Here is a 21,628-nt window from a genome sequence, read left to right as displayed (position 1 = left end):
GCGGTTTGTCCGTGCCTCGACCGGCAAAAAACCCGTCGGACGGCGCGCGTATAGTCGCGAAGCCCGGCCGAAGCAAGGCGGAAACCGCGGTAAACCGCGTGGTAAGACCTTGCTTGTAGATTCTCCCACGCAATCGAGAGGGGTCTCCATGCAAGTGATGTCGCACGGCCAGTTCGCCGACCCGGCGGTCGAGGCGCGTTTCCAGGAAACGGCGCGCACGATGCGGCTGCCCTTCGTCCGCGTTTATGGCGTGCTCTTCATGCTTGTCGCGCTGGCCTATACGATCGCGAACCCGATGTTCGTCCATCCGCACGACACGGCGCGGCTGGCGCTGCTGCTCGGATGCACGCTGTTTCTCGCCGGCGCCTATATCGCCTCGACCTTCTGGTCCCAATATGTCGCGCAGCCGGCGCTCGATTTCGCCGCCTTGCTCGGCATCGTGTTCCTTGTCGGGCACATCAACCTGATCCTGTTCGACGAGCTGATCGACATGCAGGAGGAAATGCACGCGGTCGGGGTGATCAACCGGCTGGCGGTCAGCGCCTTTGCCGCGGTCGCGCTCGCGGGCCGTCCGCGACTGTTCCTGCTGTGGATGGCGCTCGATTTCACCGTGTTCCTCGCGACCGTGCTGCCGGTGCAGAGCCACGGCGCGGGGCTGTGGTACGCGCTGCTGAGCTATACGAGCGGGGCGGCGATCATGCTGGCGATCAACGTCGCGATCGACCGGTCGAGCCGCGGCGCTTTCGCACTGGCCGAAGCGCTGGAGGCCGAGCGCGCGAAGAATGAGGCGCTCGTCTACAATATGCTGCCGCATGCGGCGGTCGAACGCATCCGCGACGGGCGCGTCGTCGCCGACAGCTATGCCGACGCAAGCGTGATCTTTATCGACATGGTCGGCTTCACCCGGCTGGCGCAGCGCGTGTCGCCGGGGCATCTGGTCGAACTGCTCAACAATTTCTTCAACCATGCCGACCGCTGCGCCGCCGAGCATGGGGTGGAGAAGGTCAAGACGATCGGCGACGCCTATCTGGCGATTGCGGGCGGCAATGTCGTGAGCGGAAACAGCGCAGACGCGGCAATCGCCTTTGCACGCGCCGTGCTCGAAGGTGTGGGCGAGTTGCAACGCATCGCCGGGACCGATGTCGGGCTGCGCGTCGGCATCCACAGCGGGCCGGTGGTCGGCGGCGTGATCGGCGCGACGCGCATGGCGTATGACTATTGGGGTGAGACGGTGAACATGGCGGCGCGGCTGGAAAGCACCGCGCCCGTCAACGGCATCGCGATTTCGGAAAGCACCTGGCTGCGCACGACCGACCGCGCGGCCTTCGGGCCGCCGCATGACGAGATGTTGAAGGGGGTCGGCGAAACCTGCGTCTATCACGCCGCACCGGCGGCAGAGGTGGCCGATCTGACCGCGGTCAGCCGGGTCGCCTGACCTTTTCCTCGACGAAGGCGATCGTGGCGGCGAGCGCGGCGTCCCTGTCCATGTCGGTATTGTCGAGCAGCATCGCGTCGGGCGCGCGGACGAGGGGCGCGTCGGCGCGGCCGGTGTCGCGCGCATCGCGGGCGTGGACGTCGGCGAGCACGGCGTCGTAGCTGATTTCGACGCCGCGCCCGAGCATCTCGGCATGGCGGCGGCGCGCGCGCTCTTCGGGGCTGGCGGTCACGAACAGCTTGGCGTCGGCGTGCGGCGCGATGACGGTGCCGATGTCGCGCCCGTCGAGCACCGCGCCGCCCGGCTGGTTGGCGAAATCGACCTGCCGCTGGAACAGCGCCTTGCGCACCGCGGGATGGATCGAGGCGCGGCTGGCGAGGCTGCCGGTGCTTTCGAAGCGCAGTGCGGGGTCGTCCAGCAGGCTGTCGGGGAAATTGCACGCCGCGAGCGCGTCGGCGGCGTTGTCGGGGTCGCCATGGTTAAGCTGCGTCTGGTAGCCGACCGCGCGATAGAGGAGGCCGGTGTCGAGCACCGGCAGGCCGAAATGCGCCGCGAGCGCCTTCGCGATCGTGCCCTTGCCCGATGCGGTGGGGCCGTCGACCGCGATGATCATTGCTGAAGCCCGGCGAGCAACGCCTCGAAATTGGGGAAGCTCGTCGCGACGGGGGCGATGTCGTCGATCGTCACCGGCGCCTTGCTGACGAGGCCGGCGACCGCAAAGCTCATGCAGATGCGGTGGTCGAGGTGACCCGCGATGATGGCGCCGCCGGGCAGCGGGTCGCCGCCGGTGCCGTCGATGATCAGGCCGTCTTCGTTTTCCTCGACGCGCGCGCCGATCGCCTCGAGGCCGGTCGCCATCACCGCGATGCGGTCGCTTTCCTTGACGCGCAACTCGTCGAGCCCGGTCGTGACGGTGCGTCCCTCGGCCAATGCCGCGGCGACGAAGAGGATCGGGAATTCGTCGACCATGCTCGGTACGACGGCGGGGTCGACGGCGATGCCCTTGAGCGCGCTGTGGCGGACGCGAAGGTCGGCGACGGGTTCGCCGCCGACGGTGCGGGCGTTCATAAGGGTGATGTCGCCGCCCATCTGTTGCAGCACCTCGACCAGACCGGCGCGCGTCGGGTTGAGCCCGACATTGGCGATGGTGATGTCCGAGCCGGGAACGATCAGCGCCGCGACGATGAAGAAGGCGGCCGACGACGGATCGCCGGGAACGACGATCGTCTGCGGTTTCAGCTCGGCCTCGCCGGCAAGGCGGATGTGGCGCGTGCCGTCGCTGTCGGTCTCGACCGTCAGCTCGGCGCCGAAACCGCGGAGCATCCGTTCGCTATGGTCGCGCGTCGGCACCGGTTCGATCACTTCGGTGATGCCCGGCGTATTGAGCCCGGCGAGCAGCACCGCGCTCTTTACCTGCGCCGATGCCATCGGCAGGCGGTAGGCGAGGGGGATGGCGGCGGCGAGGCCGCGGACCATGAGGGGAAGGCGGCCGCCGGGCGATGCGCTGATGTCGGCGCCCATCTGCGACAGCGGATCGATCACGCGGCCCATCGGGCGGCCCGACAGGCTGGCGTCGCCGATGAATGTGACGGTGATCGGGTGGCTCGCGACGAGGCCCATGAGGAGGCGCGTCGAGGTGCCGCTGTTGCCCATGTCGAGCGCTTCGCGCGGCTGGAGCAGCCCGCCGACCCCGACGCCGTGGATGCGCCATTCGCCGTCGTCGCGGCGCTCGATGGTCGCACCCATCGCGCGCATGGCGGCGGCGGTAGCGAGCACGTCGTGCCCCTCGAGCAACCCCGTCACGCGGCTTTCGCCGACGGCGAGGGCGGAGAGCATCAGCGAGCGGTGCGAGATGCTCTTGTCTCCCGGAATCGCGATCCCACCTTTGAGCGGAACGGAAGCGGAAAAGCTGCGCGGCGTGGCGGTTTGATCGGTCATGGCGTGCGGCTTTTGACAGCGGCCTTGCAATCTGGCAAGGCGCTCGCCGATCTGACGGATAGCTATTCAGCTTCCGTCGCTTTTCCGATATTTTTATCCTGTTTCCAAAGGGTTACGAGGCATATATGATCAAGGCTGAATGGGGCACGAAGCGTAGCTGCCCGAAATGCGCAACCCGATTCTATGATTTGACCAAGGACGATCCGATCAGCTGCATCAACTGCGGCTATAACTGGATCCCGGAATCGGTGCTGAAATCGAAGCAGCCGATGCCGTTCGAAGAAGCCGAAAAGCCGGGCAAGGTCGTCAAGGAAGAGGTCGTCGCCGACGAGGATCTGGATCTGGACGTCGACGTCGACGAGGACAGCGATTCGCCCGACAACGACGTCGATCTGGGCGGCGACGACGACCTGGGCGTCGCGACGGGCGACGACGAGGACGACGAGGGCTGATTTTCCAGCGCGGGGCCAAAAAAGCATCGAAAGATGATTTGGCCCCTTGCATCACCCGATGGCGCTGCTAAAGGCGGCGTCCCGGTCGCAGCAGCCAAGGCAATTGGCGAGAGCGACACCGAAATGGCACGGGGCCTTAGCTCAGCTGGGAGAGCGCCTGCATGGCATGCAGGAGGTCAGCGGTTCGATCCCGCTAGGCTCCACCATTTCACAAAAAGGCCCGCGAAAGCGGGCCTTTTTTGTTGCGCGAAACCTTTTCTGCGTGCGCGGCCGGCTATTCGGCCGCCTCGTCCTTTTCGAACAAAGGCTCCATCTTGATCGGATCGGCGAGCGTGATGCGGTCGAGGATCGCCGCGGTATCGTCGCGGACCTTCAACATCAGGCTGCGCATCCGGCATTCGGCTTCGGGCAGGCAGTTCTTGCAATGCTCGTGCGCGTTGCGCGCGGCGCAGGGGACGAGCGCGAGCGAGCCGCGCGTCAGGCGGACGAGGTCGCCATAGCTGATGTCGATCGGGGGCAGCGCGAGCTGGTAGCCGCCGTCGCGCCCGCGCTGCGAGATGAGCAGCCCCTCGCGCGCCATTTCCGACAGGATCACGGTCAGGAATTTGGGCGGGATATTCTGCGCCTCCGCAATATCCGCGAGCTGGACCTGCCCCTTGCCCCAATGGTCGGCAAGATGCTGGAACGCACGGATCGTATAGCGGGTTTTCTGCGATAGCATGGCGGCGTTAGTGAGACATATTCAGCCTTAATTCAACCTGTCTGGATGACATAAGTTGCACGGTTGATGAAAATCACAGCGGGTGGCATGAACCGCGCATAATATGGGTCGCAGGCCAGCCCGGTTTCGGGCGCGACAAGGGTGGATATGATGATGCGTAAAATATTGGCGACCCCGACCGTTCTGGCGGCCTGTCTGCTCGCGGTGGCTCCCGCGCAAGCGCAGTTCGGGAGCTTGCTCCGCAAGGTGACGACCCCCGCGCCGAAGCCGAGCGAAGAAGGCAATGGCGGCTGTCCCAAGGGCAAGAAGGGCAGCAGCATCGGCCGGAATATCCTCGGCAATGTGATCAACGACGCGGTCGGCGACGCGGCGAGCAAGGCGGGCGTTTACAGCTATGTGCCGATTTCGGAGGTCAGCGGGACGCTGACCGACGCGATCGCGTGCCGGCTCGACCCCGCCGAGCAGGTCCAGGCCGCCGCGGCGACCGAGGAAGTGACACGCGGCGAAGAGGTCGGCGCGACCGCGAACTGGACGAGCGAAACGCGCGCGAACGTTAGCGGATCGTCGACCATCGCGGCGAAGAACGAGCTCGCCGACGGCACCCAGTGCATGAACGTCACCGACATCGTCATCGTCGAGGGCGAAGAAACGCGCGTGTCGAAGCGGATGTGCAAGGGACCGGGCCAGGCGCGCTATGTCCTTGCGGCGTAAGCTTGCCCGTATCGGGGTCGCGGCGGGACTGATCGCTTGCCTGACCGGCGCGGCAAAGCCCGCGGTCGACCCCGCGAACCCGACATGCCCGCTCAATCCCGACTGGTCGGCCAATCCGACGATGAAGCTCACGCCGGTCGCGAAGAAGGGCGGGAAGGTGCTGCTCGCCGAAGGGCGGATCGACGGCGGGCTGCCCGATCGGCTGAAAGCCGCGCTGGCCGCCAACCCCGACGTCAGCGAAATCTGGCTGCGCTCGCCGGGCGGCGACGCGCGCGCGGGCAATGCGGCGGGGCGGGTCATCCGATCGAACTTTGGCCTCGTCACGCGCATCCCGGCGGGCTGGGCCTGTTTCAGCGCGTGCAATTTCATCTTCATGGGCGGCCAGCCGCGCGTGATCGATCCGGGCGGGCTGTTCATCGTCCATATGTTCACGCGCACCGGCGACCGCAGCGCGATCGACATGAGCGTCGCGATGGGAACCGATGCGACCAAGGAACTGATCGGCGACATCGAACAGGATGCGGCGCTGCTCGCGAGCGAGGATAATGATTTCCTGATCCGCATGGGCGTGTCGCGCAAGCTGTTGACCGAGGTCATGTACCAGCAAAAGGCGCTGGCGAATGCCGAGGATAAATCGACGCGGCGTTGCCTGACGCAGGACGAGGTCAGGACCTATAACGTTGCAAATAACAACGAATAGGATAGGCTCGCTCTCAAATACAGGAGAGGCTGCCATGAACGAGATGACGCACGACCATGCGACGTTCCGGTCGATGATCGACGGGACGCAGGAAGATTGGGACATTATCGCGCGCGAGCAAAAGGAGTTCGCGCCGAACAATGGCAAGCGCATCCTCGACCATCTGAAGCTGCTCGGCGGCGATTACGGCGGCTTCCCGGTCGACCGGCTCGAACATTGCCTGCAAACCGCGACCAGGGCTCACAGGGATGGCCGCGACGAGGAATATGTCGTGATGGCGCTGCTCCACGACATCGGCGACACGCTCGGCGCGTTCAATCATCCCGACGTCGCGGCGGCGATCCTGAAGCCCTTCCTGTCAGAGGAAAATCTCTGGATCGTGCAGCATCACGGCATCTTCCAGGGTCATTATTTCTTCCACTATCTCGGGCTCGACCGCGACATGCGCGACCAGTTCCGCGATAGCCCGCACTATGCGGCGTGCGCCGAATTCTGCGAGAAATATGACGCGCCGGCGTTCGACCCCGATTATGAGAGCGAGCCTCTCGAATTTTTCGAGCCGATGGTGATGCGCCTCTGCTCCTATCCGCGCACGAGCATCTACAAGAAGGTGATGGTCGAGGAAGCGGCGGAGTAGGGGGGGGCGCGTGTTATCGTGATCCCAGCGAAAGCCGGGATCGATCGCGTCCGGAATGAGCGATAGCGGCCCCAGCTTCCGCTGGGGCGACGCCTTGGCTACTTCCCCTTGAACTCGGTCTTGCGCTTCTGCTGGAACGCCATGATGCCTTCCATCGCGTCGGCGCTGTTGCCCGCGATGAACTGGCCCTTCGCCTCGGCGTCGAGCGTGTCCGAATAGCTTTGCGACAGGCCGTCGCGCAGGATCTTGCGCATCGTGCCGAGCGCGAGGGTCGGGCCGTTCGCGAGGCGCGCCGCGAGCGCCTTTGCCTCGGTCATCAGGTCGGCATCCTCGACGCATTTATAGATGAGGCCCCAGTCGGCGGCCTGCTCGGCGCCGATCTTTTCGCCCAGCATCATCATTTGCGTCGCGCGCGGCAGGCCGATCAGGCGCGGCAACAGCCACGACGATCCGCCGTCGGGGACCAGCCCGATGTTGACGAACGCCTGAAGGAAATAAGCGCTCTTGCCCGCGATGGTGAAGTCGCCCGACAGGCCGAAGCTGCATCCGACGCCGGCGGCGGGACCGTTGACCGCGGTGACGACGGGGATGTCGAGGTTCGCGAGTGCGAGCAGCATCGGGTTATAATGGTTGCGCAGCGCCTTGCGGCTGTTGGCGCCGCCGCCGACCGCCGACCCGCTGCGATCGCCCGCAAGGTCCGCACCCGAACAGAAGCCGCGGCCCTCGCCGGTGATCAGCAGCGCGCGCGCACCCAGCACCGGCAGATAGTCGAGCGCCGCGCGGATATCGTCGGCCATCGCGGGCGGCATCGAATTCAGCCGGTCGGGGCGATTGAGCGTGATCGTCGCGACATGGTCGGTGACGTCGAACTTGATCGTGTCGAAGCTGGGAACATCGGTCATGGGGAAGAATCCTCTGCGCTCTCGTTGGTCTTTACCTTTACGTTCACGTAAAGTTGTGACCGATTTGCCGGGGGAGTGCAAGAGGCTTGGGCCGACGCCGGACGGAAGGGGAGAGGGGCATCGGTCGGCGGGCATCGCCCTCGGGGTGCCGTGCCTCAATAGTCGACGGTGTGGCCCCTTTCGGGCGGTTTGGGGTTCATATCGATCCAGAATGCCTCGACGAAAAGCGCGGTGAGGGGGAGGCAGAGCATGACGACCGGAATGATGGCGCGCTTGGCCCAAAAGGCCGGATTCTCGCTCCTGAGAACAGCGATGAGCACATAGGACAGCGAGAAAGAGATCGAAAGCATCGCCATCACGCCCAGGTAAATGCCATCGTCCCAGACCCGTCCATTCGCCCTGAGCGCGCCGATCCATATGAGCATGAATCCGAGCGTGCTGATCGCGCCGGCGGCCGAGAACAGCGCGAAGAGAAAGAAAATGACGCGTTCGAAACGCGAGATCCGTTCCCAATATGTTTGATATGCCATCGCGATCCCCCACTTGGTTGTGGAATGATATATCATAAATTGATCGCGGTCCATGCGCGACATGAGGTCGGCGCGCGCCGGCCGGTTCGCGGACCGGAACCGCTATTCCACGCCCAGCCGCACGAACCGCATACGGCCCTCGGTGCGGTGCAGAGTGAGTCCGCGCTCGGTCTTTTCCGCGCAGGCGCCGTCGAAATCGACGACGCCGATATCGTTGGGCTTGATGATCACGCGTAGCTTGCCACCGTCGGCTTCGGTCAGTTCGAAGGGCGGGGCGGTGATGCCATAGATGGGTTCGCGCACCTCGATCCGGCGCGGGATCCGCTTGTCGTCGTCGGGCATCGTCCAGCCATCGGTCTGGGTGTAGTCGTCGAGGGGGTCGCCGCTGTCGAACCAGATGGTGAAATCGACGCCGGCGATGGCGCGTCCGTTCGGCCAGGTGACCGCGATCGTGGGCACCGCGCCGTCGATTTCGCCGAGCGGGCCTTTCTCCATCGCCGGCGGCACCGGTTTTGGATCGGTGGTCAGGCAGACCATGTCGCCGCGCGCTTCCCAGCGGCCCTCGGCGCGCTCGTCGAGCGCGCCCGCGGCGAGAATATATCGAAAGCGTCCGTCGTCCCGGATCAGCAAGCCGCCGCCGACGTCGGGGCCTTCGGCGAGGCTATATTCGCCGACGAAGGGCGAATCCTGTGCGGCGGCGGGGGCGGTGAGCGCCGCGATCAGCGCGGCGGCGAGGAAGAAGGATCGCATGGCGGCGATCATGCGTCTGCGGGGGCCGCGATGCCAGCCCTTTCCACTTGCCCTGCCACCTGCTAACCGCCCGCGCCATGTCCCAGAACCGCCCCGACCGCCGCACCTTCGCCATCATCTCGCATCCCGACGCGGGCAAGACGACGCTGACCGAGAAGTTGCTCGTCGCGGGCGGCGCGATCCATATCGCGGGCGAGGTCAAGGCGCGCGGCGCCGCGCGGCGCGCGCGCTCCGACTGGATGAAGATCGAACAGCAGCGCGGGATTTCGGTCACCTCGTCGGTGATGACGTTCGAGCATCAGGGGCTGGTCTTCAACCTGCTCGACACACCGGGACACGAGGATTTCAGCGAGGATACCTATCGCACGCTGACCGCAGTCGACAGCGCGGTGATGGTGATCGACGCCGCGAAGGGCATCGAGCCGCAGACGCTGAAGCTGTTCGAGGTGTGCCGCCTTCGTTCGGTACCGATCATCACCTTCGTCAACAAGGTCGACCGCGAGGGCTTGCCGCCGTTCGAGCTGCTCGACGAGGTCGCCGACCGGCTCGCGCTCGACGTCTGCCCGATGAACTGGCCCGCGGGCATGGGCGGTCAATTCAAGGGGATTTACGATCTCGTCGAACCGGCGATCATGAAGCCCGGCGGCGATGCGTCGCGCATGTATGAGGGTGACCGGATTGCGGTCGAAGGGCTCGGCGATCCCGCGCTCGCCGCCGAGCTCGGCGCCGATGCGCTCGCGCACCTCAAGGAAGAAACCGAGCTGGCGTCGGCCTGCTATGCGGAGTTCGACGCCGCGGCGTACCGCAATGGCGACCTGACGCCGGTCTATTTCGGGTCGGCGCTGAAGGAATTCGGTGTCGTCGATCTGCTGTCGGCGCTCGCCAACCACGCACCCGGGCCGCAACCGCAGCCCGCCGAACCCGCGCCGGTGCAGCCGGGCGACGCTGCCGTGACCGGCTTTGTGTTCAAGGTGCAGGCGAATATGAACCCCGCGCACCGTGACCGCATTGCCTTCATGCGGCTCTGCTCAGGCAAGTTCGAGCGCGGGATGCGCCTGATGCAGGGCGGGACGGGCAAGGCGATCGCGATCAGCCGCCCGATGCTGTTCCTCGCGCAGGACCGTGAAATGGCCGAGGAGGCCTGGCCTGGCGATATCATCGGCATCCCGAACCATGGTACGCTGCGCGTCGGCGATACGCTGTCCGAACGCACCGACATCACGATCACGGGCCTCCCGAACTTTGCGCCCGAACTGCTGCGCCGCGTCGCGCTCGTCGATCCGACCAAGACCAAGCAGCTCAGGAAAGCGCTCGACGACATGGCCGAGGAGGGGATCATCCAGGTCTTTTATCCCGAGATCGGGTCGAACATGATCGTCGGGGTCGTCGGCCAGCTCCAGCTCGAAGTGCTGATCAGCCGGCTCGAGGCCGAATATAAGGTCGAGGCGAAGCTCGAACAGTCGCCGTGGGATACCGCGCGCTGGATCGCGAGCGACGATCCGGCCGCCTTGAAGGCGTTCCAGGCCGACCATCGCGGCGCGAGCGCGACCGACCGCGACGGCGCGCCGGTGTTCATGGCGAAGGACGCGTGGGAAGTCGGCTATGTGACGCAGCGCCACCCGGCGATCCGCTTTACCGCGACCAAGGAGCGCCGGTTCGCCGACGCGGGTTGATCGCATCGGCGATCTCCGTCACCATGACCGCCGGGTCGATCAGGGTGGGGGTATCGATGCGCAGATGGATTTTGGCACTCGCGGCGATCGCGGGCAGTGCGCCGGCAGCGGCGCAAGCGGTAGCGCTTCCGGTCGCGCCGGGTTTCTGGACGAACGACACGGAGAAATGCGCGACCGTCCATCACGGTTACGTCTTCGACGGAAAGCGTTGGGGCGCGCTCTATTATTACGGGCCGGGCGGTTCGATGGGACCGTCTGCCGAGCTCGAACCGATCACGCAGGCGCGGGTCGTGGCGGGCGGCTTCACCCAGATGCAGTTCGGCGGTTATGACGGCGCGGGCTATCTGCGGATCAAGTCGCTCGGCACCGACCGGGCGCTGTACCGGGTGGGGGCGCCGTTCCGCGACGAAATCCAGGAGACCGACGAGACGCTGGTCCGTTGCAGCCTCGCTTCGCTGTCGCCGAAGATGAAGGCGGCGATCAAACGTTTCGCACCCGCAGTCGTCAAATAGGACTGGGCGGATCGGCGCACGCGTCCCCGATCCGATGCCAAGGGATTGATCGCGCTCTGCGATTTTTCTACCGTCGCCCGGGTTTCGAAGGGGAGGGTGTCGATGCGCGGACCGGGATGGCTGCTTGTTGCCGGGATCGGGGTGATGGCGTCGCCGGCCATGGCGCAAAAGGATATCAGCCTGCCGATACCGCAGGGCTTATGGACCGCGGCGATCGATCCGTGCCACAGCACGACGCATCTGAACGTCTATGACGGCAAGCGCTGGGGCAGCGTCTATTATTATGGCGACAAGGATGAGCTGGGGCCGGAGGCGGCGTTCGACGATATCATTGAAACGCGTCCGGCGACCCACGATTATACCGAAATGCGCTTCGGCTTTTCGGGGGGTGCCTCCTATATCCATGTCAAACCGTTCCGCCGCGACGGCATGATCTATCGGACGGGAGGTCCGACCGCCGCGGGGTTCGTCGTGAAGGACGAGACCCTCTATCTGTGCGACTATTCGAAGCTGTCGAAAAAGATGCAGAAGGCCGTGAAGAGTCACGCGCCCGCGTTCGCCGCCGCGAAAAAATAAGCGCGGTCGACCCGTTCGAACCGGTTAAATCAGGCTGAGGAGGTCGGCGGGCGCCGCGTCCTCCTCTTCGTCATCTTCCTCCCCCTCGAACTTGCTCAAGGTCACGCCGAGCAGCCGGATGCCCTGTTCGGTGGGAAGCAGGGGCGCGAGGATCGCTTCGCCCGCGGCGAGCAGCGAGTTGCCGTCGAGGATCGGCGACGGCACCGATTTCGCGCGCGTGATCGTGCGAAAGTCGGCGTAGCGGAGTTTCAGCGTTACCGTGCGGCCGCGTGCGCCCTTCTTCGCGGCGCGATCCCACACCACGGTACAGACATGCGCGAGCGCCTCGCGGATTTCGGTGTCGGTGATCAGGTCGTTGAAGAAGGTGCGCTCACCGCCCAGGGATTTCAGCGGCCGGTTCGACTTGACGCGGCGATGATCGATCCCGCGCGCGAGGTTGTGGAGCCATTCGGCGCTGTTGCCGAAGTGGGTCGCGAGCCACATCGCGTCCTTGTCGGCGAGATCGGCGCCCGAAAAGACACCGAGCCCTTCCATCTTTGCCGCGGTCACCGGGCCGATGCCGTGGAAGCGGCGGATCGACAGCGTCTGGACGAACGCCGCGCCCTTGCCGGGCGGAATGACGGTGAGCCCGTCGGGCTTGTTCTGGTCCGAGGCGAGCTTGGCGATGAACTTGTTGTACGAAACCCCGGCGGACGCGGTGAGGCCGGTTTCCTCGCGGATGCGGCGGCGGATCAGCCGCGCGGTGGCGGTTGCGCTGCCGAGCCCGGCCCTGTCGGCGCTGACGTCGAGATAGGCTTCGTCGAGCGAGAGCGGTTCGACCTCGTCGGCATAGTCGCGGAAGATCGCGCGGATCTGGTGCGAGATATCGCGATAGACCTCGAAGCGCGGCGGTACGAAGATAAGCCCGGGGCACTGGCGCTTCGCGGTGATGCTCGGCATCGCCGAGCGGACGCCGAACTTGCGCGCTTCGTAAGAGGCGGCGGCGACTACGCCGCGGCGCGACGAGCCGCCGACCGCGACGGGAAGCCCGCGCAGCGCCGGGTCGTCGCGCTGCTCGACCGAGGCATAGAAGGCATCCATGTCGACGTGGATGATCTTGCGGACGGGGGTGTCCGCCATGTCATCGGGTCCATGGTCGTCGGCGTCTGGCACGCCGCATCTTAGCATGTTGCCAAGATGTTCTCAATGATGCGCTTGACGGCGGGCGGGCAAACTGGCAATCGCCGCCGACCTTGGAGACGCGGGTATAGCATAGTGGTAATGCTCTAGCCTTCCAAGCTAGCTAGGCGGGTTCGATTCCCGCTACCCGCTCCACTATCCCCTCACATTTTCGGCCACCTGTCGCGCGGGGCAGCCCATCGCGGCTTCGCTTGCCCCTGTTTTGGCACGCGGCCCGGGCTATAGGCTTGGCGATCGGGCCGAATTGTGGCTAACCGTTCGCATGTTTGAACAGACTTTCAAGAATCTCGACGATATTCTCCGCAAGGAAGCGGGCTGCGCATCCGAACTCGACTATACCGAACAGACAAGCTGGCTGCTCTTCCTCAAATATCTCGACGATCTGGAAGCAAGGCGCGCCACCGAAGCCGAGCTTCGCGGGCACGCCTATACCCCGATCATCGACGCCGCGCATCGCTGGGGCCTGTGGGCCGCGCCAAAGGATGCCGCCGGCAAGCTCGATCACAACCGCGCAAAGACCGGGCCGGACCTGATAGCCTATGTGAACCGCGAGCTGTTTCCTTATCTGGAGGGGTTCAAGGGCCGCGCCGCCAGCGTGGACACGATCGAATACAAGATCGGGGAGATTTTCGGCGAAATCCGCAACAAGTTCCAGTCGGGCTATTCGCTGCGCGACGCGATCGACGCGATCGACGAGCTGTCCTTCGGCAGCCAGGTCCAGAAGCACGAGCTTTCGGAACTGTACGAAGCCAAGATCAAGAATATGGGCAACGCCGGGCGCAACGGCGGCGAATATTACACCCCGCGCCCGCTGATCCGCGCGATGATCCGGGTGGTGAAGCCGACGCTGAACGATACGATCTACGACGGCGCGGCCGGGTCCTGCGGCTTCCTGTGCGAAGCCTATGACTATCTCCTGCCGCTGGCGAAGACGACGGCAGATCGCGAACGGCTCCAGAAACACACCTTCTTCGCCAAGGAGAAGAAGAGCCTCGCCTATGTCATCGGTACGATGAACATGATCCTGCACGGGATCGAAGCGCCCAACATCGTGCACACCAACACGCTGGCCGAACCGGTGCTGGACATTCAGGAGAAGGACCGCTTCGACGTCATCCTCGCGAACCCGCCCTTCGGCGGCAAGGAGCGGCCGGAAATCCAGCAGAACTTCCCGATCAAGACCGGGGAGACCGCCTATCTGTTCCTCCAGCACTTCATCAAGTCGCTGCGCGCGGGGGGCCAAAATGGACCGGGGCGCGCGGCGGTGGTGATCAAGAACACCTTCCTGTCGAACACCGACAATGCCAGCGTCGCGCTGCGCCGCGAGCTGCTCGAAAGCTGCAACCTGCATACCATCCTCGACATGCCCGGCGGCACCTTTCAGGGCGCGGGCGTCAAGACCGTGGTGCTGTTCTTCGACAAGGGCGAGCCGACGCGCAGCATCTGGTATTACCGGCTCGATCCCGGCCGCAACATGGGCAAGACCAACCCGCTGAACGATGCCGACATGGCGGATTTCATCGAGCGGCAGGCGAGCTTCGCCGACGGGCCGAACAGCTGGAGCGTCGCCGCCGACACGCTCGACCCCGCGACCTTCGACCTGACCGTGCGCAACCCCAATGCACCCGAAGCCGAAGCGCTTCGCAGCCCGCAGGAGATACTCGACGAGATTGCCGCGCTGGATGCCGAGAGTGCGGAGATTCTGGCGCGGGTGAGGGAATTGCTGTGACCATGACAGAGGTTGCGGCCCTTGGCGCGGTGGCTCGGTTTTGCGGCGGTGGGACTCCGTCGAAATCGCAGGCGTCTTTTTGGAACGGCGACATACCTTGGGTTTCACCCAAGGACATGTGGGTAGACGAGGTCACGACCGCAGAAGACAAGATTACTGCTGAAGCCGTTCGGAAGAGCGCGACCAACCTTGTTCCCACCCAGTCAATCTTGTGCGTCGTGCGCTCCGGTATTCTTGCGCGCAAATTTCCCGTGGCCCTTACCGGCAGAGAGGTGGCGATCAATCAGGACATCAAAGCAATCATCCCCGGCAAGAAGCTGGATGCTCGCTATCTGTTCTACTTTCTGAGAGCGTCAGAACCGGGCATTCTGGCGAGTGTCACAACAGGGGCGACAGTGCACCGAGTTGGCACGGACGCGCTGAAGGCCTTGGAAATCCCTCTGCCACCCCTCGAAGAACAGCGACGGATTGTAGCATTGCTGGATGAAGTTTTCGCCGCTATTGCTATTGCAACGGCCAACGCCGAAAAGAACCTTGCCAATGCGCATGAGCTATTTGATTCAGAACTCAACACCACATTTGGAAAGGCGCACCCAGATTGGCGGCGGTGTCTTCTGTCAGACCTGATGGACATCACGCATGGATTTGCATTCAAAGGTGAGGACTTCGAAGCCTCTGATGATGAAACCAAACCCATTGTACTTACCCCCGGCAATTACACTGAGAATGCAGAAATTTCATACTCGCCTCGCAATACGAAGCGCTTGGTTCACGGAGCGCCGCCTTCCGCGTTTAGATTTAGAGCAGGAGATTTGACGGTCGTCATGACCGACCTCTCTTCGAAAATGAAAATTTTAGGCCGTCCGGCATTTGTCGACGACGAAAATATCCTACACAATCAACGAATTGGGAAGGTTGTTTTTCGGGACAGCTCCATTGAGCCGCGTCTAATTTATTACGCGATGCAGACTTCAGCCTCACTATCGCGCATCCGGGACACCGCGACAGGTACGATGGTGAGGCATACTGCGCCGAAGCGGATTTTAGCCAATAGGATAGCCTATCCCCCGAATACTGGCGATCAGCGCGTCTTGGTCGAGCGTCTCGATGGAGTGCGTTTGCAGGCTAAAGCCCTGCGCGAGCTTCAGTTGGCGAAGATCAAGACGCTTGCCGCTTTAAAGGCATCCCTCCTGCACCGTGCCTTCACCGGCGAGTTAACCGCCACCGTGTCGGAAAACATCGCTGCATGAACGAAGCCGAGACCCGCGCCGAATTGATCGACCCCGCGCTGCGCGAGGCCGGTTGGGGTGTGGTCGATGGCAGCCGCACGAGGCGCGAGGTGATCGCGCCCGGCCGGATCATGGGCAAGGGCAAGCGCGCCCGCGCGCTGTCCTGCGATTATGTGCTGGTCTATCGCAACACCAAGCTGGCGACGCTCGAAGCCAAGGCGGCGACCAAAAGCTATACCGAGGGCGTCGGGCAGGCGAAGGACTATGCCGCTCGCCTCCAATGCCGCTTCGCCTATGCCAGCAACGGCCGGCAGATTTACCGCATCGACATGGCAACCGGCGCCGAAGCGCTGGTCGATCGCTATCCCACGCCGCAGGAACTGTGGGACGCCACCTTTGCCGATGCCAACCGCTGGCGCGACCGCTTCGCCGCCGTCGCATATGAAACCGGCGGCGGGCGCTTCGAGCCGCGCTATTATCAGCATAACGCCATCGAGCGGGTGCTGGAGGCGATTGCCGGCAATCGGGACCGCATCCTGCTGACGCTCGCCACCGGCACCGGCAAGACCGCCGTCGCGTTTCAGGTCGCGTGGAAGCTGTTCCATGCTCGCTGGAACCTCTCCGACTGGAAAGCGGCCGGCGAGACGCCCGGGGAGACCGGCGAACGCCATCCGCGCATCCTGTTCCTCGCCGATCGCAACATCCTCGCCGATCAGGCCTACAACAGCTTTTCTGCTTTCGACGACGGCGCGCTCGCGCGGATCACGCCGGGCGACATCAGGAAGAAAGGCGCGGTGCCGAAGAACGCCAGCATCTTCTTCACCATCTTCCAGACCTTCACCAGCGGCACCGATGAGAATGGGGATCCCGCGCCGTACTTCGGCGATTATCCGCCCGACTTCTTCGACTGCATCATCATCGACGAGTGCCATCGCGGCGGCGCGAAGGACGAAAGCGAATGGCGCGCGATTCTCGACTATTTCGCGCCCGCCGTGCAGATCGGCCTGACCGCCACGCCCAGGCGCAGGAACAACGCCGACACCTATGCCTATTTCGGCCAGCCGGTTTACACCTATTCGCTGAAAGAGGGGATCAACGACGGCTATCTGACGCCGTTCAAGGTCCGCCAGATCGGCACGACGATCGACGAATATGTCTATACGTCCGACGATGCCGTGGTCGAGGGCGAGGTTGAGGACGGCAAGCGCTACACCGAAGGCGATTTCAACCGTACGATCGAAATCCGTGCGCGCGAGGCCTATCGCGTCCGCACCTTCATGGACATGATCGACCAGCGCGAAAAGACGATCGTGTTCTGCGCGACACAGGAACATGCCGGGATCGTGCGCGACCTGATCAATCAGGTAAAAACCAGCACAAACCCCAATTATTGCGTGCGCGTCACTGCGTCGGACGGCGCGATCGGCGACCAGTGGCTGCGCACCTTTCAGGACAATGACAAGACCATCCCGACGATCCTGACGACCTCACAGAAGCTGTCCACCGGCGTCGATGCGCGCAACGTCCGCAACATCGTGCTGATGCGTCCGGTGGGTTCGATGATCGAGTTCAAGCAGATCATCGGGCGTGGAACGCGGCTATTCGACGGCAAGGATTATTTCACGATCCTCGATTTCGTGAAGGCCTATGAGCACTTCAACGATCCCGAGTGGGACGGCGAACCGCTAGAGCCGGACCCCCCGGGCGAGCCGCGCCCGCCGAAGCCCGAAGGCGAGCCACCCGAACCGCCGGTCATTGGAGAGCCGGAGCCTCCTAAGACCAAGTTGGTTATCAAACTGGCAGACGGGAAAGAGCGCAGTTTCCAGCATATCAGCGCGACGACGTTCTGGAGCGTCGATGGGAAGCCGGTGTCGGCGCGGCAGTTCATCGAAGACCTGTTCGGGAAATTGCCAGAACTATTCCGGGACGAAGACGAATTGCGCCGCCTCTGGAGCCAGCCTGATACCCGGCGCAAGCTGGTGGAGGGGCTGGCCGAACGCGGCTTTGTCGGGGAAACGCTCGCTGAAATCCGCCGTGCGGTGGATGGTCAGGACATGGATCTGTTCGACGTGCTGGCTTACATCGCCTACACGAAGCCGCCGCTGAGACGCGCGGAACGGGTGGAAGCCAATCGCGGTGAGATATTGGCACGCTATGAGGCCAAGCAGCAAGAGTTCATCGATTTCGTCCTGAGCCAATATGTCGAAGTGGGCGAAAGCGAACTGGACGGCGACAAGCTCCCCGCTCTGCTTCAGCTCAAATATGGTTCGCCGATGGACGCCATCGACAAGCTTGGCACGGTTGCCGATATTCGGCGCACCTTCAGCGGATTTCAAAGCGACCTATACCGGAAATAGCGCTGCCAAACTCAGGGTCGCAAAAGCTTCTGGGGGCCATTTTGGGGGCCATTTGAAAACCGCACTGATCTGGATTAGCGTAAAACAGCAATTTATCAGGTATTTTGCGGTTCCCGCTACCCCACCGATATCAGACATCGCTGACCCAAGGACCGGCGGGGTTCGATTGGCGGCCGCTTCGCTCTGGCCGTCTCCGGCTGCGCCCTCCGACTCCCCGCTACCCGCTCCAGGCTTCTCCAAAATCAGCCCGCAGGCGTGACGGCCAGCAATTCGACCGTGAACAACAGGGTCGCCCCGCCGGGGATCGGGCCCTTGCCGTCGGGGCCATAGGCGAGCTGCCAGGGGATCGCGAGTTCGACCTTGTCGCCGACGCCCATCAGCGCGACGCCTTCCTGCCAGCCGTCGATCACGCGATTGAGTGGGAAGGTCGTGGGCTCGCCGCGGCGCACCGAGCTGTCGAATTCGGCGCCGTCGGCAAAGGTGCCGACATAATGGACGGTGACGTCGTCGGTGGGGCCGGGGCGGGCGCCGCTGCCGTCGCCTGCGATCCGGCGCCAGCGCAGCCCGCTCAGCGTCACGCGCCAGCCGTCGGCGCCGTTGCGCTGGGCGAGCGCCGCCATCTGCTTGTTGAGGTAAGCGGTGCCCTGCGTCGGGGAGGCACCCGCGTCCTGCGCCGCGGCGGCGGCAGGCAGGCAAAAGGCAAAGGCGGCCGCGGCGAGCAGCCGGACGTGTGAAGACATGTGCATGAAAACTCCCTCGATCGTCCGTGCTTAAACGCATCGCGCACCCGATTGGCAAGCGCTTATCGGTCGGCGCCGCCGCCGGCAGCAGGAACTTTCCTCCGCGTCCGTCGTTTCGCTTTCGTACGCAACAATCAGAGACTTGAGGCGCGGCGATCGGTCGCTTCCCCCTCGAAAGCCGTTGGTTTTCGATGCCGGTGCCGCGCGCATTGAAGGAGATTCCAGATGTTCAAATGGGCCTTGATCTTCGCGGTGATCGCACTCGTCGCCGCGGTGCTCGGTTTTGGCGGCGTCGCCGGCGCTGCGGCCGGGATCGCCAAGATTCTGTTTTTCGTCGGCCTTGCTCTCGTCGTGCTGTTCCTGATCCTGGGGTCGGCGGCGGCGCGCAAGATTACATAAAAAATCGGGCGCGGCGGGAACCATCCGCGATCCGCCGCGTTTCACTTACCTGCTTGATCGAAAGAAAGAGTGGATATGACTTCTGTCTTCGGACGAAGTCTAGGGAGCCCCGCCGCAGAAATGCGACGGGGCTTACTCGTTTCGGCTCCTGTTTTGGGGCGTAAAAGCCGCGCGGACGTGGCTGTCTGGCATTCCCTGGCTTCAGTACCTTGGCGAACGAGAGACCGCTCGTGCGTCGGCTGACCCGCCGCGCATCCACGACGAACGCCCCGAACCGGCTGGATCGATCGCGGCGCACCGCACGTTGTTCGGCTCGGGTAGGGAGACGTTCCAGCAAATGGAGAATGACATGCGCATGCTCAAAAAGGCGGCAATATCGCTTGCGGCTCTCTCGGTCGTCGCGGCCCCTGTCGCGGCTTCGGCCGCGTCGGCGGCAGGCGGCGCCAGCGCCGTTTCGGTGACCGATGGTGAAAACGGCCTCGAAGGCAATTCGAGCTGGCTGATCGGCCTCCTCGGCCTGCTCGTCGGTGTCGGTGCGATCATCCTGATCGCCGACGACGATGACGACGCGCCCGTCAGCCCGTAATATCCTGTGAGCAGGAGGGTGGTCGGACGAGTTCCGGGTTGCCCTCCTGCTGCTTTCTATCGCCCTGCCGCGCTGCCCGAACGGCCTGGCCGTTCGTCCGGCCGGCGTCCTTGCCAGCCCGCTGCCGATTGCGGATTGGCAGAGCTTCCGGGACGGGCGATGGAGATTCGACAGGGATGACAGGGGGATATCGGACGGCAGCTGCGCTGGGCGTGGCGCTGCTTTGGGGATGTAGCGGGGCGGTCACAGGACAGGGCGAGGGTGCGGCGATCGCCGCGCAGGTCGCGCAGGAGGGGCAAGGAAAGCCTTACGCCCTGCTGGGCAGCGAGGTGTGGGATGTGCCCGATCCGGTGTCGGGGCGCGACTATCAGGTCTTCATCAGCCTGCCGCCATCCTATGCGAAGGATCCACAGCGCGCCTATCCGGTGCTCTATGTCACCGATGCCGACTATGCTTTTCCGGTGGTGCGGCAGATTGCGCGGCGGCTCAACGTCGAAGGTCCGAAGGTGCAGGATTTCATCCTCGTCGGGCTATCCTATGCCAAGGACGACGATCCGGTACGGAGCCGGCGGCGCGACTATACGCCGACCGCCGATGGCCCGAGCGACACGCCCGCTGGCACGGTGCATGGCGGGGGTGCGGCGTACCAGACCTATTTGCGCGATCACGTCCTGCCCTTTGTCGCGCGCCGCTATCGCACCGACCCGCGGCAGAAGATCCTGCTCGGCCATTCCTACGGCGCGCTGCTGGGCGCGCAGATATTGTTCACCGAACCCGGGATGTTCAGCGGTTACATCCTCGGAAGCCCGTCGCTGTGGTTCGGCAAGCGGCACATGTTCGCGCTGGAAAAGGCCTATGCCGCCGCGCACCGCGACCTGCCCGCGAACGTCTATGTCTATACCGGTGAATATGAGGGCGCGCGTGCGGCCGACCCGCGTTTCAACAAGACGGTGGATATGGTCGGCGACAGCGAGGCATTGGTCGCCACGCTCAAGGCGCGCGGCTATCCGGGGCTGCAGATCCGCGGGGATGTGCTGAACGACGAGGATCACGTCTCGGTGGCGCCGCGCGGCTTCACCAAGGGGCTACTCCACTTGCTGCCGGTGCCGCTTGCCGCCAAATGAACGGCGCGGCGTTTCTGCGACAATTTGCGACAATTTTGCGTCCATCCGGCACGGGGCTGGGACAAATCGCGCCTAGAAGGCTTTCATCGGGACCGGAACTTTCCCCCAAGAAGGTCCCATGAAGGAGTTCTTCAGGTGAACAAGAAGATCATATTTTTGACGCTGGGCGCCGCGTTGGTCGCCGCGCCCGTGCTCGCCGCCCCCGGCGGCGGCGCCAAGGGCGATGCCGACGGCAATGGCGTACTGACCCGCGCCGAAGCGCAGGCCCATGCGACGCAGATGTTCGCGAAAATGGATGCGAACAAGGACGGCAAGCTCGACGCCGCCGATCGCGCCGCGCGGCACGCCGAGATGCAGGCGAAGATGTTCGAGCGTCTCGATGCCAATAAGGACGGCAGCATCAGCAAGGCCGAATGGGACCAGCATGGTGCCGACCGTGCCGCGAAACGTGCCGAACGCGGTGACAAGCGCGCCGATGCGGGCGAAGGCAAGCGCGACGGCATGCGCGGCCATCACGGCAAGCGCGGCGGTCATCGCGGCATGATGTCGGGCAAGGCCGACACCAACGGCGACAAGGCGATCAGCCAGGCCGAATTCCAGACCGCAGCGCTCGCGCGCTTCGATGCGGCCGACGCGAACAAGGATGGTCAGGTGACCGCCGAGGAGCGTCAGGCGCAGCGCGGTGCATGGCGCGCCAAGCGCGGTGCGCCCTCGGCGGCGCCCGCCGGCGAATAAGCCATTTGGCAGG

General features: G+C 64.2%; 23 protein-coding genes and 2 tRNA genes. 17 read left to right on the top strand and 8 right to left on the bottom strand.

The features are described 5' to 3' along the window. The first annotated feature begins 148 nt into the window (after positions 1–148). Positions 149–1,435, top strand: coding sequence for an adenylate/guanylate cyclase domain-containing protein (locus ACIPPQ_RS08185; protein WP_446543630.1), 1,287 nt, complete (start codon positions 149–151; stop codon positions 1,433–1,435). On the opposite strand, the gene ACIPPQ_RS08180 is transcribed toward ACIPPQ_RS08185, so the two are convergent. Together ACIPPQ_RS08180 and aroA are read right to left on the bottom strand one after the other, a co-directional pair. Beyond that, the gene (locus ACIPPQ_RS08180; RefSeq protein WP_446543629.1) at positions 1,419–2,048 is read right to left on the bottom strand and encodes a (d)CMP kinase; all 630 of its coding nucleotides are present in this window, start codon (positions 2,046–2,048) and stop codon (positions 1,419–1,421) included. The two genes, ACIPPQ_RS08185 and ACIPPQ_RS08180, sit on opposite strands and share 17 nt — an antisense overlap. Then, entirely contained in the window at positions 2,045–3,373 is a 1,329-nt protein-coding gene (gene aroA / locus ACIPPQ_RS08175) for a 3-phosphoshikimate 1-carboxyvinyltransferase (protein WP_446543628.1), read from the bottom strand. Before aroA ends, ACIPPQ_RS08180 begins: the two co-directional genes overlap by 4 nt. Before the next feature lie 125 nt (positions 3,374–3,498). Here aroA and ACIPPQ_RS08170 point away from each other — a divergent pair, with 125 nt between their 5' ends. Next, the gene (locus ACIPPQ_RS08170; RefSeq protein ID WP_446543627.1) at positions 3,499–3,825 is read left to right on the top strand and encodes a TIGR02300 family protein; all 327 of its coding nucleotides are present in this window, start codon (positions 3,499–3,501) and stop codon (positions 3,823–3,825) included. A 130-nt stretch (positions 3,826–3,955) separates the two neighbouring features. After that, positions 3,956–4,031 (top strand) — tRNA-Ala (locus ACIPPQ_RS08165). 68 nt (positions 4,032–4,099) lie between these two features. Here ACIPPQ_RS08165 and ACIPPQ_RS08160 read toward each other — a convergent pair. Next, a complete protein-coding gene (locus tag ACIPPQ_RS08160) occupies positions 4,100–4,546 on the bottom strand; it encodes an RrF2 family transcriptional regulator (protein ID WP_446543626.1) in 447 nt (148 codons plus the stop codon). A gap of 147 nt (positions 4,547–4,693) precedes the next feature. Between ACIPPQ_RS08160 and ACIPPQ_RS08155 the strand changes: the two genes are divergently transcribed. The 3 genes from ACIPPQ_RS08155 to ACIPPQ_RS08145 are packed head-to-tail and all read left to right on the top strand — an operon-like array spanning position 4,694 to position 6,594. Beyond that, on the top strand, positions 4,694–5,257 hold the full coding sequence (locus tag ACIPPQ_RS08155; protein ID WP_446543625.1) for a hypothetical protein: 564 nt from the start codon (positions 4,694–4,696) through the stop codon (positions 5,255–5,257). After that, complete coding sequence (locus tag ACIPPQ_RS08150; RefSeq protein ID WP_446543624.1) at positions 5,241–5,957, top strand: hypothetical protein; 717 nt, start codon at positions 5,241–5,243, stop codon at positions 5,955–5,957. Before ACIPPQ_RS08155 ends, ACIPPQ_RS08150 begins: the two co-directional genes overlap by 17 nt. A gap of 34 nt (positions 5,958–5,991) precedes the next feature. Next, positions 5,992–6,594, top strand: coding sequence for an HD domain-containing protein (locus ACIPPQ_RS08145; RefSeq protein ID WP_327450677.1), 603 nt, complete (start codon positions 5,992–5,994; stop codon positions 6,592–6,594). Positions 6,595–6,692: 98 nt separating this feature from the next. On the opposite strand, the gene ACIPPQ_RS08140 is transcribed toward ACIPPQ_RS08145, so the two are convergent. From ACIPPQ_RS08140 to ACIPPQ_RS08130, 3 genes are all read right to left on the bottom strand, one after another. Next, on the bottom strand, positions 6,693–7,496 hold the full coding sequence (locus tag ACIPPQ_RS08140; protein WP_446543623.1) for an enoyl-CoA hydratase-related protein: 804 nt from the start codon (positions 7,494–7,496) through the stop codon (positions 6,693–6,695). A 155-nt stretch (positions 7,497–7,651) separates the two neighbouring features. Then, positions 7,652–8,089 (bottom strand): hypothetical protein, encoded by a 438-nt coding sequence (locus ACIPPQ_RS08135; RefSeq protein WP_446543622.1) that lies wholly within the window; start codon positions 8,087–8,089, stop codon positions 7,652–7,654. Between the two features lie 39 nt (positions 8,090–8,128). Then, positions 8,129–8,776: a hypothetical protein gene (locus ACIPPQ_RS08130; protein WP_446543621.1), complete on the bottom strand. Its 648-nt coding sequence runs from the start codon at positions 8,774–8,776 to the stop codon at positions 8,129–8,131. 77 nt (positions 8,777–8,853) lie between these two features. On the opposite strand from ACIPPQ_RS08130, the gene ACIPPQ_RS08125 reads away from it, so the two are divergent. The 3 genes from ACIPPQ_RS08125 (at position 8,854) to ACIPPQ_RS08115 (ending at position 11,537) form a co-directional block, all read left to right on the top strand. Then, positions 8,854–10,449 carry a peptide chain release factor 3 gene (locus tag ACIPPQ_RS08125; protein ID WP_446543620.1) on the top strand — a complete coding sequence of 532 codons (1,596 nt, stop codon included), beginning with the start codon at positions 8,854–8,856 and terminating at the stop codon, positions 10,447–10,449. Between the two features lie 56 nt (positions 10,450–10,505). Continuing rightward, positions 10,506–10,961 (top strand): hypothetical protein, encoded by a 456-nt coding sequence (locus tag ACIPPQ_RS08120; protein WP_446543619.1) that lies wholly within the window; start codon positions 10,506–10,508, stop codon positions 10,959–10,961. A 102-nt stretch (positions 10,962–11,063) separates the two neighbouring features. After that, entirely contained in the window at positions 11,064–11,537 is a 474-nt protein-coding gene (locus tag ACIPPQ_RS08115) for a hypothetical protein (protein WP_446543618.1), read from the top strand. A gap of 24 nt (positions 11,538–11,561) precedes the next feature. On the opposite strand, the gene dinB is transcribed toward ACIPPQ_RS08115, so the two are convergent. Next, positions 11,562–12,656, bottom strand: a complete 1,095-nt coding sequence (gene dinB / locus ACIPPQ_RS08110) for a DNA polymerase IV (RefSeq protein WP_446543617.1) — start codon at positions 12,654–12,656, stop codon at positions 11,562–11,564. 121 nt (positions 12,657–12,777) lie between these two features. On the opposite strand from dinB, the gene ACIPPQ_RS08105 reads away from it, so the two are divergent. From ACIPPQ_RS08105 to hsdR, 4 genes are all read left to right on the top strand, one after another. Further along, positions 12,778–12,851, top strand: a tRNA-Gly gene (locus ACIPPQ_RS08105). A 127-nt stretch (positions 12,852–12,978) separates the two neighbouring features. Beyond that, positions 12,979–14,445, top strand: coding sequence for an N-6 DNA methylase (locus ACIPPQ_RS08100; protein WP_446543616.1), 1,467 nt, complete (start codon positions 12,979–12,981; stop codon positions 14,443–14,445). Between the two features lie 2 nt (positions 14,446–14,447). Beyond that, complete coding sequence (locus tag ACIPPQ_RS08095) at positions 14,448–15,695, top strand: restriction endonuclease subunit S (protein WP_446543975.1); 1,248 nt, start codon at positions 14,448–14,450, stop codon at positions 15,693–15,695. Then, a complete protein-coding gene (hsdR, locus tag ACIPPQ_RS08090; protein ID WP_446543615.1) occupies positions 15,692–18,031 on the top strand; it encodes an EcoAI/FtnUII family type I restriction enzme subunit R in 2,340 nt (779 codons plus the stop codon). Before ACIPPQ_RS08095 ends, hsdR begins: the two co-directional genes overlap by 4 nt. A 242-nt stretch (positions 18,032–18,273) precedes the next feature. Here hsdR and ACIPPQ_RS08085 read toward each other — a convergent pair whose 3' ends face one another. Further along, positions 18,274–18,777: an FKBP-type peptidyl-prolyl cis-trans isomerase gene (locus ACIPPQ_RS08085; protein WP_446543614.1), complete on the bottom strand. Its 504-nt coding sequence runs from the start codon at positions 18,775–18,777 to the stop codon at positions 18,274–18,276. A 219-nt stretch (positions 18,778–18,996) separates the two neighbouring features. Here ACIPPQ_RS08085 and ACIPPQ_RS08080 point away from each other — a divergent pair, with 219 nt between their 5' ends. The 4 genes from ACIPPQ_RS08080 (at position 18,997) to ACIPPQ_RS08065 (ending at position 21,615) form a co-directional block, all read left to right on the top strand. Then, positions 18,997–19,170: a DUF1328 domain-containing protein gene (locus ACIPPQ_RS08080; protein WP_082521313.1), complete on the top strand. Its 174-nt coding sequence runs from the start codon at positions 18,997–18,999 to the stop codon at positions 19,168–19,170. Between the two features lie 349 nt (positions 19,171–19,519). Continuing rightward, complete coding sequence (locus ACIPPQ_RS08075) at positions 19,520–19,756, top strand: hypothetical protein (RefSeq protein ID WP_327450429.1); 237 nt, start codon at positions 19,520–19,522, stop codon at positions 19,754–19,756. 176 nt (positions 19,757–19,932) lie between these two features. Next, complete coding sequence (locus tag ACIPPQ_RS08070; protein ID WP_446543613.1) at positions 19,933–20,880, top strand: alpha/beta hydrolase; 948 nt, start codon at positions 19,933–19,935, stop codon at positions 20,878–20,880. A gap of 135 nt (positions 20,881–21,015) precedes the next feature. Then, on the top strand, positions 21,016–21,615 hold the full coding sequence (locus ACIPPQ_RS08065) for an EF-hand domain-containing protein (RefSeq protein ID WP_446543612.1): 600 nt from the start codon (positions 21,016–21,018) through the stop codon (positions 21,613–21,615). The last annotated feature ends 13 nt before the right edge of the window (positions 21,616–21,628 follow it).

The sequence above is a fragment of the Sphingopyxis sp. LARHCG72 genome (genome assembly GCF_052871675.1).
Note: the sequence above shows the minus strand (reverse complement) of the source record. Positions and strands in the feature narration are given on the sequence as shown.

Bases quoted from the DNA above. Each gene is read 5' to 3' on its own strand.
- ACIPPQ_RS08140 (WP_446543623.1), bottom strand. From the start codon at position 7,496: ATGACCGATGTTCCCAGCTTCGACACGATCAAGTTCGACGTCACCGAC.
- ACIPPQ_RS08180 (WP_446543629.1), bottom strand. From the start codon at position 2,048: ATGATCATCGCGGTCGACGGCCCCACCGCATCGGGCAAGGGCACGATC.
- ACIPPQ_RS08100 (WP_446543616.1), top strand. From the start codon at position 12,979: ATGTTTGAACAGACTTTCAAGAATCTCGACGATATTCTCCGCAAGGAA.
- ACIPPQ_RS08155 (WP_446543625.1), top strand. From the start codon at position 4,694: ATGATGATGCGTAAAATATTGGCGACCCCGACCGTTCTGGCGGCCTGT.
- dinB (WP_446543617.1), bottom strand. From the start codon at position 12,656: ATGGCGGACACCCCCGTCCGCAAGATCATCCACGTCGACATGGATGCC.
- ACIPPQ_RS08115 (WP_446543618.1), top strand. From the start codon at position 11,064: ATGCGCGGACCGGGATGGCTGCTTGTTGCCGGGATCGGGGTGATGGCG.
- ACIPPQ_RS08070 (WP_446543613.1), top strand. From the start codon at position 19,933: ATGACAGGGGGATATCGGACGGCAGCTGCGCTGGGCGTGGCGCTGCTT.
- ACIPPQ_RS08095 (WP_446543975.1), top strand. From the start codon at position 14,448: ATGACAGAGGTTGCGGCCCTTGGCGCGGTGGCTCGGTTTTGCGGCGGT.
- ACIPPQ_RS08170 (WP_446543627.1), top strand. From the start codon at position 3,499: ATGATCAAGGCTGAATGGGGCACGAAGCGTAGCTGCCCGAAATGCGCA.
- ACIPPQ_RS08080 (WP_082521313.1), top strand. From the start codon at position 18,997: ATGTTCAAATGGGCCTTGATCTTCGCGGTGATCGCACTCGTCGCCGCG.
- ACIPPQ_RS08185 (WP_446543630.1), top strand. From the start codon at position 149: ATGCAAGTGATGTCGCACGGCCAGTTCGCCGACCCGGCGGTCGAGGCG.
- ACIPPQ_RS08145 (WP_327450677.1), top strand. From the start codon at position 5,992: ATGAACGAGATGACGCACGACCATGCGACGTTCCGGTCGATGATCGAC.
- ACIPPQ_RS08120 (WP_446543619.1), top strand. From the start codon at position 10,506: ATGCGCAGATGGATTTTGGCACTCGCGGCGATCGCGGGCAGTGCGCCG.
- ACIPPQ_RS08150 (WP_446543624.1), top strand. From the start codon at position 5,241: ATGTCCTTGCGGCGTAAGCTTGCCCGTATCGGGGTCGCGGCGGGACTG.
- ACIPPQ_RS08125 (WP_446543620.1), top strand. From the start codon at position 8,854: ATGTCCCAGAACCGCCCCGACCGCCGCACCTTCGCCATCATCTCGCAT.
- aroA (WP_446543628.1), bottom strand. From the start codon at position 3,373: ATGACCGATCAAACCGCCACGCCGCGCAGCTTTTCCGCTTCCGTTCCG.
- ACIPPQ_RS08135 (WP_446543622.1), bottom strand. From the start codon at position 8,089: ATGTCGCGCATGGACCGCGATCAATTTATGATATATCATTCCACAACC.
- ACIPPQ_RS08075 (WP_327450429.1), top strand. From the start codon at position 19,520: ATGCGCATGCTCAAAAAGGCGGCAATATCGCTTGCGGCTCTCTCGGTC.
- ACIPPQ_RS08160 (WP_446543626.1), bottom strand. From the start codon at position 4,546: ATGCTATCGCAGAAAACCCGCTATACGATCCGTGCGTTCCAGCATCTT.
- ACIPPQ_RS08085 (WP_446543614.1), bottom strand. From the start codon at position 18,777: ATGCACATGTCTTCACACGTCCGGCTGCTCGCCGCGGCCGCCTTTGCC.
- ACIPPQ_RS08130 (WP_446543621.1), bottom strand. From the start codon at position 8,776: ATGCGATCCTTCTTCCTCGCCGCCGCGCTGATCGCGGCGCTCACCGCC.
- hsdR (WP_446543615.1), top strand. From the start codon at position 15,692: ATGAACGAAGCCGAGACCCGCGCCGAATTGATCGACCCCGCGCTGCGC.